General features: G+C 34.2%; 18 protein-coding genes and 1 pseudogene. All 19 read right to left on the bottom strand.

What is annotated here, in order from left to right; translation table 11 throughout:
* Positions 1-2: 2 nt before the first annotated feature.
* The 19 genes and pseudogenes from T473_RS0106645 to prfA all read right to left on the bottom strand — a co-directional run bounded on the left by T473_RS0106645 (position 3) and on the right by prfA (position 15,380).
* A complete protein-coding gene (locus tag T473_RS0106645) occupies positions 3-1,415 on the bottom strand; it encodes a peptide MFS transporter (RefSeq protein ID WP_024621190.1) in 1,413 nt (470 codons plus the stop codon).
* 330 nt (positions 1,416-1,745) lie between these two features.
* Positions 1,746-2,006, bottom strand: a complete 261-nt coding sequence (locus T473_RS0106640; RefSeq protein WP_024621189.1) for a FoF1 ATP synthase subunit delta/epsilon — start codon at positions 2,004-2,006, stop codon at positions 1,746-1,748.
* Positions 2,007-2,008: 2 nt separating this feature from the next.
* Positions 2,009-3,405: pseudogene (gene atpD / locus T473_RS16410) on the bottom strand (F0F1 ATP synthase subunit beta).
* Positions 3,406-3,417: 12 nt separating this feature from the next.
* Positions 3,418-4,272, bottom strand: coding sequence for an ATP synthase F1 subunit gamma (atpG, locus tag T473_RS0106630; protein WP_024621188.1), 855 nt, complete (start codon positions 4,270-4,272; stop codon positions 3,418-3,420).
* A 27-nt stretch (positions 4,273-4,299) separates the two neighbouring features.
* The gene (gene atpA, locus T473_RS0106625) at positions 4,300-5,802 is read right to left on the bottom strand and encodes a F0F1 ATP synthase subunit alpha (protein WP_024621187.1); all 1,503 of its coding nucleotides are present in this window, start codon (positions 5,800-5,802) and stop codon (positions 4,300-4,302) included.
* A 16-nt stretch (positions 5,803-5,818) separates the two neighbouring features.
* Entirely contained in the window at positions 5,819-6,361 is a 543-nt protein-coding gene (locus T473_RS0106620; RefSeq protein WP_024621186.1) for a F0F1 ATP synthase subunit delta, read from the bottom strand.
* Positions 6,358-6,861: a F0F1 ATP synthase subunit B gene (atpF, locus tag T473_RS0106615; RefSeq protein ID WP_029791586.1), complete on the bottom strand. Its 504-nt coding sequence runs from the start codon at positions 6,859-6,861 to the stop codon at positions 6,358-6,360. The genes T473_RS0106620 and atpF overlap by 4 nt, the downstream gene beginning before the upstream one ends.
* 109 nt (positions 6,862-6,970) lie before the next feature.
* Positions 6,971-7,216 (bottom strand): ATP synthase F0 subunit C, encoded by a 246-nt coding sequence (atpE, locus tag T473_RS0106610; protein WP_024621184.1) that lies wholly within the window; start codon positions 7,214-7,216, stop codon positions 6,971-6,973.
* A gap of 74 nt (positions 7,217-7,290) precedes the next feature.
* Entirely contained in the window at positions 7,291-8,001 is a 711-nt protein-coding gene (gene atpB, locus T473_RS0106605; RefSeq protein WP_024621183.1) for a F0F1 ATP synthase subunit A, read from the bottom strand.
* On the bottom strand, positions 7,998-8,402 hold the full coding sequence (locus T473_RS0106600) for an ATP synthase subunit I (RefSeq protein WP_024621182.1): 405 nt from the start codon (positions 8,400-8,402) through the stop codon (positions 7,998-8,000). Before T473_RS0106600 ends, atpB begins: the two co-directional genes overlap by 4 nt.
* 4 nt (positions 8,403-8,406) lie before the next feature.
* Complete coding sequence (locus tag T473_RS0106595) at positions 8,407-8,631, bottom strand: AtpZ/AtpI family protein (protein WP_024621181.1); 225 nt, start codon at positions 8,629-8,631, stop codon at positions 8,407-8,409.
* A 192-nt stretch (positions 8,632-8,823) separates the two neighbouring features.
* Positions 8,824-9,264, bottom strand: coding sequence for a deoxycytidylate deaminase (locus T473_RS0106590; RefSeq protein ID WP_024621180.1), 441 nt, complete (start codon positions 9,262-9,264; stop codon positions 8,824-8,826).
* 211 nt (positions 9,265-9,475) lie between these two features.
* Positions 9,476-10,291: a selenium-dependent molybdenum cofactor biosynthesis protein YqeB gene (gene yqeB, locus T473_RS0106585; protein WP_024621179.1), complete on the bottom strand. Its 816-nt coding sequence runs from the start codon at positions 10,289-10,291 to the stop codon at positions 9,476-9,478.
* A 565-nt stretch (positions 10,292-10,856) separates the two neighbouring features.
* Entirely contained in the window at positions 10,857-11,486 is a 630-nt protein-coding gene (upp, locus tag T473_RS0106580; protein WP_024621178.1) for a uracil phosphoribosyltransferase, read from the bottom strand.
* 11 nt (positions 11,487-11,497) lie between these two features.
* Complete coding sequence (rpiB, locus tag T473_RS0106575) at positions 11,498-11,953, bottom strand: ribose 5-phosphate isomerase B (protein WP_024621177.1); 456 nt, start codon at positions 11,951-11,953, stop codon at positions 11,498-11,500.
* A gap of 17 nt (positions 11,954-11,970) precedes the next feature.
* On the bottom strand, positions 11,971-12,429 hold the full coding sequence (locus T473_RS0106570; RefSeq protein ID WP_242825877.1) for a low molecular weight protein arginine phosphatase: 459 nt from the start codon (positions 12,427-12,429) through the stop codon (positions 11,971-11,973).
* Complete coding sequence (locus T473_RS0106565; RefSeq protein ID WP_024621175.1) at positions 12,423-13,484, bottom strand: L-threonylcarbamoyladenylate synthase; 1,062 nt, start codon at positions 13,482-13,484, stop codon at positions 12,423-12,425. The genes T473_RS0106570 and T473_RS0106565 overlap by 7 nt, the downstream gene beginning before the upstream one ends.
* Before the next feature lie 31 nt (positions 13,485-13,515).
* On the bottom strand, positions 13,516-14,196 hold the full coding sequence (locus T473_RS0106560; RefSeq protein WP_024621174.1) for a ZIP family metal transporter: 681 nt from the start codon (positions 14,194-14,196) through the stop codon (positions 13,516-13,518).
* Positions 14,197-14,315: 119 nt separating this feature from the next.
* Positions 14,316-15,380: a peptide chain release factor 1 gene (prfA, locus tag T473_RS0106555; protein ID WP_024621173.1), complete on the bottom strand. Its 1,065-nt coding sequence runs from the start codon at positions 15,378-15,380 to the stop codon at positions 14,316-14,318.
* Between the last annotated feature and the right edge of the window lie 8 nt (positions 15,381-15,388).

Raw genomic sequence — 15,388 nt, 5'->3', positions numbered from 1 at the left:
AATTAATTTGCACTGAGATTCTCCACTTCAGTATCTGTATCATCTCCTGTTAGAAGTGCTGTAATTTTTTTATTGAATATAAGTATTACTACTACACCTACAACTAACATAATGGGTATAGCAATAAAAACTTGCATTAGTCCCATCTTTTCAATAATACCTTGAACATAACCAGATGCTTTATTAGCAACAAACGTAGCCGCTGTCCATACACCCATTAATAGAGATAGATATTTAGGTGGTGCAAATTTACTAACAAGTGAGTTTCCTAGTGGTGAAAAGCACATCTCTCCTGTTGACTGGAAGATTATAAATAGTATCAACCATATTACACTTGTTTTAACAGTAGCCGGAGCTCCAACACCTCTTGTGACTTCCGCTAGTATTACAAACACAAAACCTATAGCCAGGAAGAAAAAGCTCAATGCCATTTTTTTAGCCATTGTTAGGTCACCTTTTTTCCTCATTGATAATTTAGTCCAGATAAGAGCCATAACAGGACCTAGAGCTATACACATTACACTATTAAATGTAGTCTCAACCCACATAATCGGTATTTCAAAACTACCAACTTTCATATTTACATAATCTTTCATGTATAGAGCTAGAGATGATCCAGCCTGATTGTAGAAAACCCAGAAAAGTATTGAAAAGAAAGACAACAAAAATATACCTATAACTCTATTTCTTTCTTTTTTAGTTAAAGGTTTAGTAGTACCAGATTTAGAAGTATCTACATTACCTGATTTATCAAGAACTTTTTGAGGATACTTACCTGCATCACCTAAATAACGAGATAATAGTGTAAATATAGCCCCACCTAGTAAAGTAACAATACCCGCTAGCAAGAAACACTGTCTAAATCCTAAAACAGTTACTCCACCTACAACAGTTGCAAATGTAGATGTATATAGAATTCCTATACTCATTGAGCCAGCCAAAGCTCCAATATTTACAAAAGTATAAGATATTGAAAAGGCTGAGTCTTTTCTACTTGGATCATCATATAACTCACCTATAAGTGCACTAAGGTTTCCTTTAAAAAATCCGGTACCGATAGATATTAAAATAATCATTGCATGAACCCATATAACGCTAGTTGCAAAATACCCAACTATATAACCTATTCCCATAATTAAAGAACCAATCATTATACAGTATCTAGCACCAATCCATCTGTCACAAATCATTCCACCAAATATAGGCGCTAAATAAGTAAACGAAATTAAGTTTGCCGCTATAACAGCTGCATCGGCATTGTCTAAGCCTAGGCCACCTCTAGCAACTGTCTCCGCTAAAAACAGCAATAATAATGTCTTACATCCATAGTAAGCAAATCTCTCAAAAGTAAATGCTAAACTACAAATATACAACCCCTTTGGATGTTTGTTTGATACACTTGCATTTGTGCTCATAAAAATCCCCCTTTTTATTGTTATTGATTTATCATATATTATTGCAGACTTTCTATTTAATCGTAGCACTCACATAGGATATTTTCAACAAATTGAAGAATTTTTCGTTTGCCATTTTGCCACATAAAGCTTTCATTTTCAACACTATAATATTTTTTTATTCTAAATCTACTCTTTTAATATCTATTTTTTATTTTAGTTTTTCATTTGGAATTATCATCAAAAAAACTATTAAATTTAGTTATATTTTTAACTATATTTTCGCAAAATAAAACCATCTTCCTTAGCTTATCTTTAAGGAAGATGGTTTTATTTTATATTTATCAAATTTTATTTCCACTCTGCAGATTGTGTTAATATAACTGTTTTTCCTTTTTGTACATTTACAAATCCTTCAAGGATATTCGCCTCTTTAAAATTTCCATCTAACTTTATACGCAGTTCCCCTTTTTTTAGACCTGACACAAAAGGAATATGGTTTTTTAGAACAGCTCTATCGCCTTCAGTAGTTCTAAATATAACCATTTCCACGTCGTCCTTATAAAAAATTTCATCAGGAGTAACTACTTCTAGCGAAAATTTACTAGCCATACCTATGCACGCCCCTTAGCTTTTTCTCTAACATCTTCTATAGCTCCTGCGAATAAGAATGCTGACTCAGGTAAATCATCGTGTTTTCCTTCAAGTATCTCTTTAAATCCTCTTATAGTTTCTTTAACTGGAACATATTTACCAGGTAGACCAGTAAATTGCTCACCAACTGTAAATGGTTGAGATAGGAATCTTTGTATCTTTCTAGCACGAGCAACTATAATCTTATCCTCATCAGATAACTCGTCCATACCAAGTATCGCTATGATATCTTGTAGTTCTTTGTATCTTTGAAGTATAGATTGTACCCCTCTGGCAACTCCATAATGCTCTTTACCTACAATAGCTGGGTCAAGAACTCTTGAAGTAGATTCTAGTGGATCAACTGCTGGGTATATCCCAAGAGATGATATTTGTCTAGATAAAACTGTCTTTGCGTCAAGATGCGAGAATGTAGTCGCTGGCGCAGGGTCAGTTAAGTCATCCGCTGGTACATAAACCGCTTGAACAGATGTTATCGATCCTTTTTTAGTAGATGTGATTCTCTCTTGTAGAGTACCCATCTCTGTAGCTAGTGTTGGTTGGTATCCAACCGCTGATGGCATACGACCTAGAAGCGCCGAAACCTCAGAACCAGCTTGTGTGAAACGGAATATATTATCAACGAAAAGAAGTACGTCTTGTCCTTGCTCATCTCTGAAGTTTTCCGCTATTGTAAGTCCAGTAAGTGCAACCCTCATTCTGGCACCAGGTGGCTCATTCATTTGACCAAATACTAGTGCAGTCTTGTCTATAACTCCAGACTCAATCATCTCACCGTAAAGGTCATTACCTTCTCTTGTTCTCTCTCCAACTCCAGCGAAAACAGAGATCCCACCGTGTTGTTTGGCTATATTGTTTATCAACTCTTGTATAAGAACTGTTTTACCAACTCCAGCTCCACCGAATAGACCTATTTTTCCACCTTTTAGGTATGGTGCAAGTAAGTCAACTACTTTGATACCTGTTTCAAGTATTTCAGCTGTTGTCTCAAGTTCATCATATTCAGGCGCTGACCTATGTATAGGTAGCTTGGCGCAGACTCAGGTGCTGGCTTTCCATCTATTGGATTACCTAAAAGGTTAAATATTCTACCTAATGTAGCATTACCAACAGGAACGCTTATCGGCCCACCTGTATCTTGTGCTTCCATTCCTCTTACAACTCCATCAGTAGCACTCATGGCAATACATCTAACTGTATCATCACCTATATGTTGTGCAACCTCGGCAACTATTTCTCTTTCTCCTAACTTAATTACTAATGCATTTAATAAGTTAGGTAGGCTTTTCTCATCTTCAAATTTAACATCCAGTACGGCTCCGACTATCTGTACTATTTTACCTACATTTGCCGCCATTTCCTAACCTCCCTATTTTAGAGCTTCAACTCCGCCAACTATCTCTGTTATTTCTTGAGTTACTGCTGATTGTCTAGCTCTATTGTAACTCAATTCAAGATCTGATAGCATTTCATTTGCGTTGTCTGTCGCTGATTCCATCGCAGTTCTTCTTGCACCTTGCTCAGATGCGAAAGATTCTATAATTCCTCCATAAACTACGCCTGTTACGTAATTTGGAATTATATAGTTCAGTACACTTCCTGGCGATGGTAAATATTGTACCTTTGATCTAGATTTTTTTTCTTCTGATGCCTCATCTTCGAAAACTAGAGGAAGTAACTTTATAAGTTTTACCTCTTGTACAAGTGCCGATTTGAACTTTGTATACGCAAAGTAAACCTCATCTACTTCTCCTTTTTTATATAAATCCATCAGTTTATTCGATATTTCAGATGTATCTGCATAAGTACAGCCTTCTACAGCCTCTACATATCCAGCTACATTATAGTCTCTCTTTGAGAAGAACTCGTATGCTTTTTTACCTATAGTCATTACAGTTTCTTTTTTACCATCCATATGGTTTACAGTCTCTTTAAGTACGTTTGAGTTATACCCTCCAGCGAGACCTCTATCACCAGCAACAACTACATAGCATCTATTCTTAACTTCTCTTTGTTTCATAAAAACATTATTGACTCTAGTCGAACTTGCGATATCCTTAACAGTATCGTATAAAGCATCAAAATATGGTTCTGTACTCTCTGCTCTCTCTTTTGCTTTTCTAAGCTTTGAAGAAGCAACTAGTTCCATAGCTTTTGTGATCTGCTTAGTACTCTCAACGCTGACCATACGAGTCTTAATTGCTTTAATTCCTGCTCCTGCCAATTACTTTACCTCCTTTTTTAAAAAGGATTACGCTTCAACAACAAATTTTCCTTTGAATTCATTTATTGCATCTGTTAATTTAGAAGCGAAGTCTTCTCCTGCTAATATTTGTGCTGATATCTCTGGATAATTGTCGTTTACGAATCTATATAATTCAGACTCAAATCTAGGTATCTCTTTTATATCTATATCTTCTAGGAAGTTGTTGATTACTGCATAAATTATCATAACTTGGTTTTCAACACTTATTGGTTTATGCTCATCTTGTTTTAAGATTTCAACAATTCTTTCCCCTTGAGCAAGTCTCTTTTTCGTATCTTCATCAAGATCAGATCCGAACTGAGAGAATGCTGCAAGCTCTCTATATTGTGAGTATGCAAGTTTTAGTGTACCTGATACTTTTTTCATTGCTTTAATTTGCGCAGCTCCTCCAACCCTTGATACTGATATACCAGGATCAACTGCTGGTCTAACTCCAGCGTAGAATAATTCAGGCTGTAAGTATATCTGACCATCTGTTATAGATATAACGTTAGTAGGTATATAAGCCGCAACGTCACCAGCTTGAGTTTCTATGATTGGTAGTGCAGTCATTGACCCTCCACCTAATTCATCAGATAACTTAGCTGCTCTCTCTAAAAGTCTAGAGTGTAAGTAGAATACGTCTCCTGGATAAGCTTCACGACCTGGTGGTCTTCTAAGTAATAGAGACATTTCTCTGTATGCAACTGCTTGCTTACTTAAGTCATCATATACTATAAGTACATGTTTACCATTATACATAAATTCTTCACCCATTGCTGCTCCAGCATAAGGTGCTATATATTGCAGTGGTGCAGATTCAGAAGCTGTAGCTGATACAACTATCGTATAATCCATTGCTCCACCTTTTTCTAATGTGCTAACAAGTTGTGCAACTGTAGAACGTTTTTGTCCTATTGCAACATATATACATATAACATCTTTGTTCTTTTGGTTAAGTATTGTATCTATAACTATCGAAGATTTACCTGTTTGTCTATCCCCGATTATAAGCTCTCTTTGTCCTTTTCCTATAGGAATCATAGAGTCTATAGATTTGATACCAGTTTGAAGTGGTTCAAATACTGATTTTCTATCTATTATACCTGGTGCCTCAGATTCAACTGGTCTAGTTTTTTCGTACTCAATATGTCCTTTACCATCTATAGGTTGACCTAGTGAGTTTACAACCCTACCTATTAGTCCGTTCCCAACAGGAACCTCAACTACTTTACCTGTTCTTTTGACGATGTCACCCTCTTTGATCCCATCATCATCACCTAGTATAACTGCACCTACTACTTCTTCTTCAAGGTTTAGTGCCATACCATATACTTCTCCTGGGAATTCTAATAGCTCTCCAGACATTGCTTTCTCTAATCCATAAACACTAGCAATACCGTCACCAACTGTTAAAACGCTCCCTGTATCTGTTAATTCAATCTTATTTTCATAGTCCTTTATTTGTTGCTTTATTATAGAACTTATCTCTTCAGGTTTTAAGTTCATGGGTTCACCGCCATTCTTAAGATATAACTTGAGATAGCTGATCTCTTAAATTGCTCAAACGAGTTTTTACAGTTCCATCTATCTCTTCATTTCCAAGTCTAACTAGAACTCCTCCTAGTATAGTCTCATCAACTATATTCTCTAATACAACATTTTTATTGTATTTACTTGAAAGCTTAGTTTGAAGTTCGTTTAATTCATTTTCGCTCATTGCTATAGCACTTATCGCTCGACCTTCAAGTATATTATTTTTTTCATTTATCAACTCTTTATAAGAATCTCTTATATCTTCCAAACAGACAACTCTGTCTTTATCCACGATAATCTTTAAAAAGTTTTTAATATTGTTGCTTACTTGTTCAGAAAAAACTATGCTTAGTAATTTCTTTTTTTCTTGCTTAGCTACTAAAGGCGATCTCAAAGCTTTTTTCAACTCATTACTAGAATTAATTGCATCTAGAACTTCATTAAGCTCTTTGTACAATATATTAGATGAGTTTTCTTCTTCACCTATTTGAAATAGGGCTTCAGCATATCTACTAGCTACTACATTTATCATTTAGCTTCCCCTACCTCATTAATAAAGTTATTTATAAGCTCTTCATGTTTCGCTTTATCTATATCTTTTTCGATTACTTTAGCCGCCGCAAGTAACGCTATGTCAGATACACTTGACTTAATATCGTTCATAGCCTTTTGTCTTTCTTTTACTATTTCTTCGTTAGCTTTTTCTTTTATATGTGCTGCTTCTTGTTTTGCTTCAGTTACTAATTCTTCAGACTTACTTTCAGCTCTAAGAGTAGCTTGTTTGATGATCTCTTGACCTTCTCTTTTTGCAAGTCCAACTTTTTCTTCATACTCTTTTTTAAGCGCTATACCTTCAGCTCTATTCTGTTCACCTTCAGTTATATTAGCTTGTACATCTTTCTCTCTAGCTTCAATTATTCTCATAACTGGCTTATATAAAAGCTTATTAATAATGAAGAATACTAGGAATGTATTGAAAATCTGAATAAAGTATTCTGGTGTTAAAGATACCAATGGCTTTAAAATTTCCATTATAAGCCTCCTTCCTCGAAATATAGCTTTTTAAAAATTTATCAATTACTATTTAATATGTGATTGATAATAAGCTACAACCTAACCCTAAATTAAATAATAAATTATCTTATATCCATGGGTTAGCGAATACAAGGATTATTGCTATAACTAGACCATATATCGCTGAAGACTCTGCTATAGCGTCTCCTAGTAATAGTGTAGACATTATGTCCCCTTTAGCCTCTGGTTGGTTACCAACAGCTTCTGATGCTTTACCAGCTGCATAACCTTGACCTATACCTGCACCTATACCTGTCATTACTGCTAAACCTGCTCCTATTGCTGAACCTGCTACCATAATTGCATGTGCCATATCCATACTAATTTCCTCCTTAAATATATTTACATATTATTTTCATTTTATTTTTAATTTCTATTACTTACATATTATTCTACTTCTGCTTCTGATCCCACAAATACCATTGTCAGCATTATGAATATAAATGCTTGTAGACATCCTGCAAATATATCAAAGTATAAGTGCAGTGGAACCGGAATTATCAATTGACCAAACGGGATATTAATATCAACTATTAATTTTGATATAAATGCTAATAATTGATACACCAAACTCATTATAATAGTTCCTCCCATTATATTACCAAATGGACGGAAACTTAATGATATTGGTCTGGCTATCTCTCCAACTATATTTATTGGTAAGAATATAGGAACTGGATCTATAAAACCCTTGAAGAATCCCATACCTTTGTTTTTAAGAGCTGTATAGTAAATCATAACAACAGTTATTGTTGCCCACGCTAATGTAGTATCTAAATCTACAGTAGGTGATCTAAGCCCTACAAGCCCTATGATATTTGAGAATAAAAAGAATAAGAACAAACTACATATATAAGGAATTATAAATGGCAGTGTCTTGATTGCTCTTTCTCCCATTGTTTCTTTGACCAGCTTATTAAGCGATGTTATTGCAAATTCCAAGAAAACCTGAACCTTACTTGTAGGCTCTTTTTTAAGATTTCTAGTTAAAAGATAAGATACTATACCCAGACAGGCTATTATAACCCAGCTGACGACTACAGTTTCACTTATCATAAAATCTCCAAATTTAAGTATATAACTTGCTTGATAATTCATGCTCTGCTCCTCCTTTCTGTAAATTTATCTATCAATAGTTTCTTAATAAATATAACAAATTGAGGGCTTACTAGCCCCAATGCTGATCCTAAAACATTTAAATGAGGAGCCTTAACTGAAACAAATAAGACTGCTACACAAATCGCCATCCTAGTAACATACCCAAATGAGCTTTTAAGTTGGGATTTAAATTTAGATGACACTCCCGGCGATAAAGATTGTTCAATATTTATCGCTAAAAGTCTAAAATTCAGCATTGCAACAATACTTCCAAAAACAACACTAGTAACTATAGGCATATCAAAATTACCTGTTACTGCTAAAACTATTACGACGAAAACATCAAATAATGCAATCCCCTTCGAAACATCTCTTACTTGGGTCGCTAGTTTTGCATCCAAGTTATCACTTCCTTTTTGTAAATACTATCAAAGTTTTATATGAACTACTAAACGCTCCTCCTATACCTAACAATAAAAATATTATCGTAAATATTGGGCTAGTATTAAACTTAGCATCTAAATATCTACCTACTAAAGTACATCCTACTATACATACCACAATAGTCAAGCCGAGCTGAGTAATTAAAGACAAAGCTCTTAAAATCTCTCTTCGTTTTTTTCCATCCATAGTAATGCTACCTTTCCACTATAGGGAGTATCTAAAACTAGTATAAATACCCAAATAAATTATCTTATTATAGAACATAATTTAGTTTTTTTCAAGTTTAAAAATAATTGTAGACTATTTTGAAAACTTTAAAAAATCAATCTTGTAAGTTGTTAGTACAATTTTTAAAGCTATATAGTTAAAAAGCTAAATTTAGTTGAACTTGATAAGCTCTACACCTGCTTCTTCTAGTAATTCTGTGGATAGATCATCCGGATAATCACCTCTGTATATAATCTTTCTTACCCCTGCATTTATGCACATCTTAGCACATAAAATACACGGTTTAGTAGTTACGTACATTATAGAATCTTTAATGCTTATTCCATGATATGAAGCTTGCACTATAGCATTCTGTTCTGCATGAAGTGCTATACATAGTTCATGACCTTGACCAGAGGGTATATTCATTTGTGCTTTGGGACAACCTCTTGTATCACAATGACCTATCCCCTTTGGAGCGCCATTGTATCCTGTAGTTAGTATTTGTTTTTCTTTAACTATTACAGCCCCTACCTTCCTTCTCGTACAAGTAGATCTCGTCTTTACTACTTCTGCTATCTCCATAAAATACTCGTCCCATGATGGTCTCACGTATATCCAACTCCCTTATTGATGTATTATGTTATGAATATTCTAACTAATATATTTTAATTCATATTCATTTAAACTAATAATAAATATTATAACACCTTCAAAGAATTTGAGTATACTTTTTGTATTTAATAATTGATATTTTGATAACTTATTTTAATAAAATCCACAAATTGCTATTTTTTGACATCGCTTTTTTTATCAAACAGCCTTAATACGGCATAACTTTACTTCTAAGAACTGCCTCTAAAACTCCACCTGCTATACATCTTCCCTTATCAGAAATAGTAAATGAATTATTTACTTCTTCTATTCTTGGGTCTATATCCAAAATTTTCAGTTTATTTTTCGCGTATAATCCATCTTTTAATAGACCTCTTAGGACTCCACTTATCGTCGCTCTTATTTCGTGCTTCTCACCAGTCTCTTCATCTCTAATATAACAAATGATCTGATCTTTTTCTACAATATCTCCAATTCTGGAAACGTTTTCAATTCTGCCTTCACAGCTAGCGTACATAACTCTTTCCTTTGTCACTCCTCCAATCGAACCCGGAGCACCTGTATTCGGTATTGCGAATCCATCGGTTATTATTCTACCTAGGTTGTGACCTCTCATCGTTTCTACTACCATATCAACATCTTTTCCTGCACAAAATCCTGGTCCAAGTGCTATTGTCGTAGGCGCCATCGATTTGTCGGTACCTACATTATACTTGGCAATGATCGCATCTACAAGTACATCTGGCTGAATTTTCGCTAATATTTGACAATTTGGGTCGATTATCAGTGGAACTTTATCATCATCTAACACACTTTCAATCTCATCTAAATCATTACATAGCCTGCATTTAACACCTTCGACCTCAACTTCACCTTCGTACACAGCCTCACAAAAAGAAACTTGCCTACGTATTGCCTGTGGTTTCTCAATTTCTAAAGCTATTACCTTATAGCCACTTTTGTGCAACTTATGAATAACTGCTGTTGATAAATCTCCTGCACCTCTTACTACTATACGGCTCATTTATTCACCTCTATCAATTCATTTCAACAAGTAAAAACTTAAAGTTTATTTTTGTTAATATATTATTTATTTGCTTAATATACAAGCAAATAATATGCCAACTTTTTCTATTTATCGAATCTAAAAGAAACTTGGAGAATACTTACTTTCATTGACACTTCATCAAGATTATTGTCGAATAATTTCTCATATCAAGAATTTTATCGTTTTGATAAATATATTTTGAGAATCTTTCGTTCTTTTTATACTTTTATTTCAAATATTATATTCTTTACACTTATATAAATCAACTACATTTGTGTTAAAGATATATTAATTTTTCGCCTAATTATTTTAAAAACAAAGTATTTTGTTATATTGATAAAAAATAGGTTTTTTAGTAAATATAGGCATAATAAAGAGGTGTATTTAAATTGATTTAAGGTATACTTAAACGACAAAATATCTCTTCCAAATAATAAAAAAGCTGTATCAAATTGAATTTAATCTCAATTTAATACAGTTTTTATAAAAATATATAATATTTGTTATCTACAACACCTCATGGGCTTACCCAGTGAACAGTTTACTTAGTACCGTATAATCTATCCCCAGCATCACCTAAACCAGGAACTATATAACCGTGATCATCTAACTTTTCATCAATTGAAGCTATATATATATCAACATCTGGATGATATTTATGAACTTCAGCAATTCCCTCTGGTGCAGCAACTAAGTTTACTAATTTTATATTCTTAGCTCCGTAACCTTTAAGTACTTCTATTGCAGCAACTGCTGATCCACCTGTAGCTAACATTGGATCTACTACTAGTAATTCTCTTGAACCTATATCTTCTGGCAATTTGCAGTAGTACTCAACTGGTTTTAATGTCTCTGGGTCTCTGTAAAGACCAACATGTCCAACTTTTGCTGCTGGTATTAAATTTACTAGCCCGTCTACCATTCCAAGACCTGCTCTAAGTATTGGTATTATTGCTAATTTTTTTCCTGATAATACTTTTGACTTTGTTTTTCCAATAGGAGTCTCAATTTCAACTTCGCTTAACTGCATATCCTTTGTTATTTCATATCCCATTAACATAGTTATCTCTGTTAATAGCTCTCTGAAATCTTTTGATCCTGTGTCCTTTTCTCTCATAAACGTTAATTTGTGTTGAATTAATGGATGATTCGTTTCTGTTACTTTTCCCATCTTTATTCCTCCTATTTTTTGTTATATTTTTCTTCTATAGATTTAATTATATTGACTCTCTTATCATGTCTTCCGCCTTCGAATTCTGTTTCTATCCAAGCGTCTACTATTTCAAGAGCTAGTCCTCTACCAAGTACTCTTTCCCCTAATGACAGCATATTAGCGTCATTGTGAGCTTTTGACATCTTTGCTGAGAATGTATCTGATACTACTGCACATCTAATTCCAGGAACTTTATTCGCAGCAAGAGATATACCTATACCAGTGCCACAGCATAGTATACCATAATCTACGTCTTTTGAAACTACTGCTTCAGCAACTTTTTCTCCATAAATAGGGTAATCTACTGAATCAACGTTATTTTTTGTTCCAAAATCTACACATTCTATTCCTTTTTTCTCTAAGTAAGCTATTATATCTTTTTTTAAATTATAGCCTCCATGATCACTACCAAGTCCAATTTTCACTTTACAACCTCCAGAAATTATATTTTTTCTACTATTTTATCTACTGCTTCTTTAATTTCATTGTATGTATTTCTGTAAATTTCTAAATCTCCACCAAACGGGTCTGATATATCTCTTTCTCCAAGTTCAGCAAACCCTCTAAAAGTATAAACTTTATTTGCATAATTAGGAAGAGCTTCTACTAAAAAATTTTTATGAGTCCTAGTCATAGTTAAAACCAGATCTGATTTATTTAAAAGATCCTCTATTAACTCAGTGCTGTTGTGATCTGATAAATCAATATTGTTTTCTTTTAAAATCTGAATCGAGTTTCCTGAAGCCTTCATTCCATTTGCTGTAGATAACCCTGCAGAGTATATATTGTAATTTTTTATATTTTTACCAGAATCTTTGATCGCTTCCTTTAATAGTCTCTCTGCCATAGGACTTCTGCATGTGTTACCTGTACATACTACTAATATATTCAAATTTAACACTCCTTTTTAGCATCTATTATTTTGTATCCTGCAGATTTTAGAAGTCTATTCATTATAGCTCTTCCAACTCCTTCTGTAGGGAAATTCTCTGAATATATTTTATCTACTTTTAGCTTGTCCATCTCTATAAGTGAATCGAATAAATGGCTAGCAACCTCTTCTAGAGTGTCTCCAAGCCCGATTACTACACCATCATAGTATTCTTTTCTATCATTTATACACATTATCCCTGAAGTTAAACCAGCTTCCTTATCCAATTTTACCATATTATTTATCTTATTAACCACATCTTTTTTATCTCCAGCCACAATAAATACTTCTGCATTAGGAGAATAATGTGTATACTTCATACCTGGTGCTTTTGCTTTTATATTATCTGACTTTTTATTTAACGAAGGATCGATTTCAACCTGTCCAAGTTCTCTTTCTAGATCTTCTTTAGTAATACTACCAGGTCTAAGGATCATCGGTATATCAGAAGTCAAATCTATCACTGTCGACTCCAGCCCAAAGTTACAATCGTCCCCAGCAAGTATCCCAGAAACCCTACCAGTCATCTCATCAATTACGTGCTTAGCCTTTGTTGGAGATGGTCTACCTGATATGTTTGCAGAAGGAGCTGCTATAGGCACCCCGGCCTCTTTTATTATCTCTCGTGCTATTTTATGTGATGGCATTCTTATTGCTACAGTATCTAGACCTCCGCTAGTCCTACTTGGTACTATGTCCTTCTTTTTTAGTATCATAGTTATTGGACCAGGCCAAAATTTTTCCATCACAATCTTTGCATTTTCAGTAACTTCTGATGCAAGATCGTAGACTTCGCCCTTATCGTATATATGTACTATAAGAGGGTTATCACTCGGTCTACCCTTTGCCCCATATATCTTTGACACTGCATTTTCATCAAGTGCATTTGCCCCTAGACCGTAGACAGTCTCTGTAGGAAATATTACCGTTTCTCCTTGCTTTAGGAGCTCTGCAAACTCTTTTATCTTTTGTTTATCTATTTCATCTATATTGTCTATATTTATTTCATATATAGTCGTCTTCATCTTTTGCATACCTACCTTATCAATTATAGTTTTAGATATAACCTACGATCAATGTTCCAATTAAAAAGCCTACTACACAGTACATACTTCGCGACTTTGGAAATATTTCCTCTAATACTACATATATCATCGCTCCGGCTGCCATTGCTAAAAATACGCCTAAAAGAGAACTAAATATTCCAGCAAAGTATACTCCAAGAAAACTTCCTATCCCCATAGGTATACCTGCTATCAATGTGAAAAGTATTACCTTGCTGATCTTCATTTTACTTCCGATAAGCCCCAGAGCCATAGCCAATCCCTCCGGAATATTGTGAAGTCCAATTACTATTGCAAGCGTTATACCCAACTTCTCTGTCGACATAAATGAAGAGCCTATTGCAAGTCCCTCTGGAAGGTTGTGCATGAGTATGCTTATAAAAATTAAGTAACCCGACCTCATATCTCCAGAAAAATGAAGCTTTGTTTTTATGTACATAGTTAAAATAGCACCTATGAATGTGAATACAACGGTACCCAAGATTCCCATAGCATCCATCGATTCTCTCATTAAATCGAAAACTACTACTGCCAACATTATTCCGCCAGATAGGCCCATGAAAAAATTTATATATTTGTCTACTTTTTTTCTAAATAAGACGGAAATTAATCCACCCATTCCTGTTCCTACAACTCCGGCGATCAAACCGATCATAGTCACCTTTAGTATCATGTTATCCCTCCTGTATATAAAAAGTATATACTTAAAAAAGAGTTAACATGCCTATCTACAAAAAAAGTTGTCTCAAAATCCGAATTAATTCTTAGATTGAGACAACTCTTTAATTTCTATTATATTGCCGTCATTTTTTCTGTTTGATCAACAGTAATTAAAGCATCTATCATTTCATCTATATCGCCATCTAAAAATGAATCAAGCTTGTATAAAGTTAAGTTTATTCTGTGATCACTTATTCTTCCTTGTGGGAAGTTGTAAGTTCTGATTCTCTCAGATCTATCTCCAGTACCAACTTGACTCTTTCTCTCTGCTGCTATATCTTTATTCTGCTCTGCTAAAGCTTTGTCGTAAAGTCTAGCTTTTAATATCTTTAATGCCTGCTCTTTATTCTTTAATTGTGATTTTCCATCTTGACATGAAACAACTTCACCTGTTGGTATATGCGTAACCCTAACAGCTGAATCCGTAGTGTTGACACTCTGCCCACCATTTCCTGATGAACGGAAAACGTCTACTCTTATGTCATTTGGGTTGATATCTACTTCAACATCACCAACTTCTGGTAAAACTGCAACCGTAGCAGTTGATGTATGGATTCTTCCGCCTGATTCTGTTGAAGGTATTCTTTGAACTCTGTGAACTCCAGACTCGTATTTAAGTCTTGAGTATGCACCCTTACCTTTTATCATAAACGAAACTTCCTTGTATCCACCAACACCAGTATCGTTTGCACTGAGTAACTCCATCTTCCATCTTCTTCTCTCTGCATATCTAGTATACATTCTGAAAAGGTCTCCTGCAAATAAAGCTGCTTCGTCTCCACCAGCTCCACCTCTTATCTCGACAATAACGTTTTTATCATCGTTAGGGTCTTTTGGAAGTAGCAGGATTTTTATTTCGTTCTCTATCGGCTCAACTTTTTCTTCATTTTCTGAAAGTTCCATCTTAGCCAATTCTCTCATCTCTTCATCCGATTCTTCTTGTAAAATTTCTTTTGATTCATTTATATTATTTAAAACGTCTTTGTACTCTCTGTATTTCATTATTATTGGCTCTAAATCCGAGTGCTCTTTTACGTATTTCTGCCATATTTTTTGATCGTTTATTATATCAGGATCTCCAATTTTATCGCTCAAATCCCTATACGTATCTTCTAATACTTCTAATTTTTTTAGCATAATCCTCA

This window comes from Clostridioides mangenotii TR (genome assembly GCF_000498755.1).
In the GTDB taxonomy this organism is placed as follows: Bacteria; Bacillota; Clostridia; order Peptostreptococcales; family Peptostreptococcaceae; genus Metaclostridioides; species Metaclostridioides mangenotii_A.
Note: the sequence above shows the minus strand (reverse complement) of the source record. Positions and strands in the feature narration are given on the sequence as shown.

Coding starts and splice junctions, on each gene's coding strand:
- T473_RS0106645 (WP_024621190.1), bottom strand. CDS start 1,415: ATGAGCACAAATGCAAGTGTATCAAACAAACATCCAAAGGGGTTGTAT.
- T473_RS0106640 (WP_024621189.1), bottom strand. CDS start 2,006: ATGGCTAGTAAATTTTCGCTAGAAGTAGTTACTCCTGATGAAATTTTT.
- atpA (WP_024621187.1), bottom strand. CDS start 5,802: ATGAACTTAAAACCTGAAGAGATAAGTTCTATAATAAAGCAACAAATA.
- T473_RS0106620 (WP_024621186.1), bottom strand. CDS start 6,361: ATGATAAATGTAGTAGCTAGTAGATATGCTGAAGCCCTATTTCAAATA.
- atpF (WP_029791586.1), bottom strand. CDS start 6,861: ATGGAAATTTTAAAGCCATTGGTATCTTTAACACCAGAATACTTTATT.
- atpE (WP_024621184.1), bottom strand. CDS start 7,216: ATGGCACATGCAATTATGGTAGCAGGTTCAGCAATAGGAGCAGGTTTA.
- atpB (WP_024621183.1), bottom strand. CDS start 8,001: ATGAATTATCAAGCAAGTTATATACTTAAATTTGGAGATTTTATGATA.
- T473_RS0106595 (WP_024621181.1), bottom strand. CDS start 8,631: ATGGATGGAAAAAAACGAAGAGAGATTTTAAGAGCTTTGTCTTTAATT.
- yqeB (WP_024621179.1), bottom strand. CDS start 10,291: ATGAGCCGTATAGTAGTAAGAGGTGCAGGAGATTTATCAACAGCAGTT.
- upp (WP_024621178.1), bottom strand. CDS start 11,486: ATGGGAAAAGTAACAGAAACGAATCATCCATTAATTCAACACAAATTA.
- T473_RS0106565 (WP_024621175.1), bottom strand. CDS start 13,484: ATGAAGACGACTATATATGAAATAAATATAGACAATATAGATGAAATA.
- T473_RS0106560 (WP_024621174.1), bottom strand. CDS start 14,196: ATGATACTAAAGGTGACTATGATCGGTTTGATCGCCGGAGTTGTAGGA.
- prfA (WP_024621173.1), bottom strand. CDS start 15,380: ATGCTAAAAAAATTAGAAGTATTAGAAGATACGTATAGGGATTTGAGC.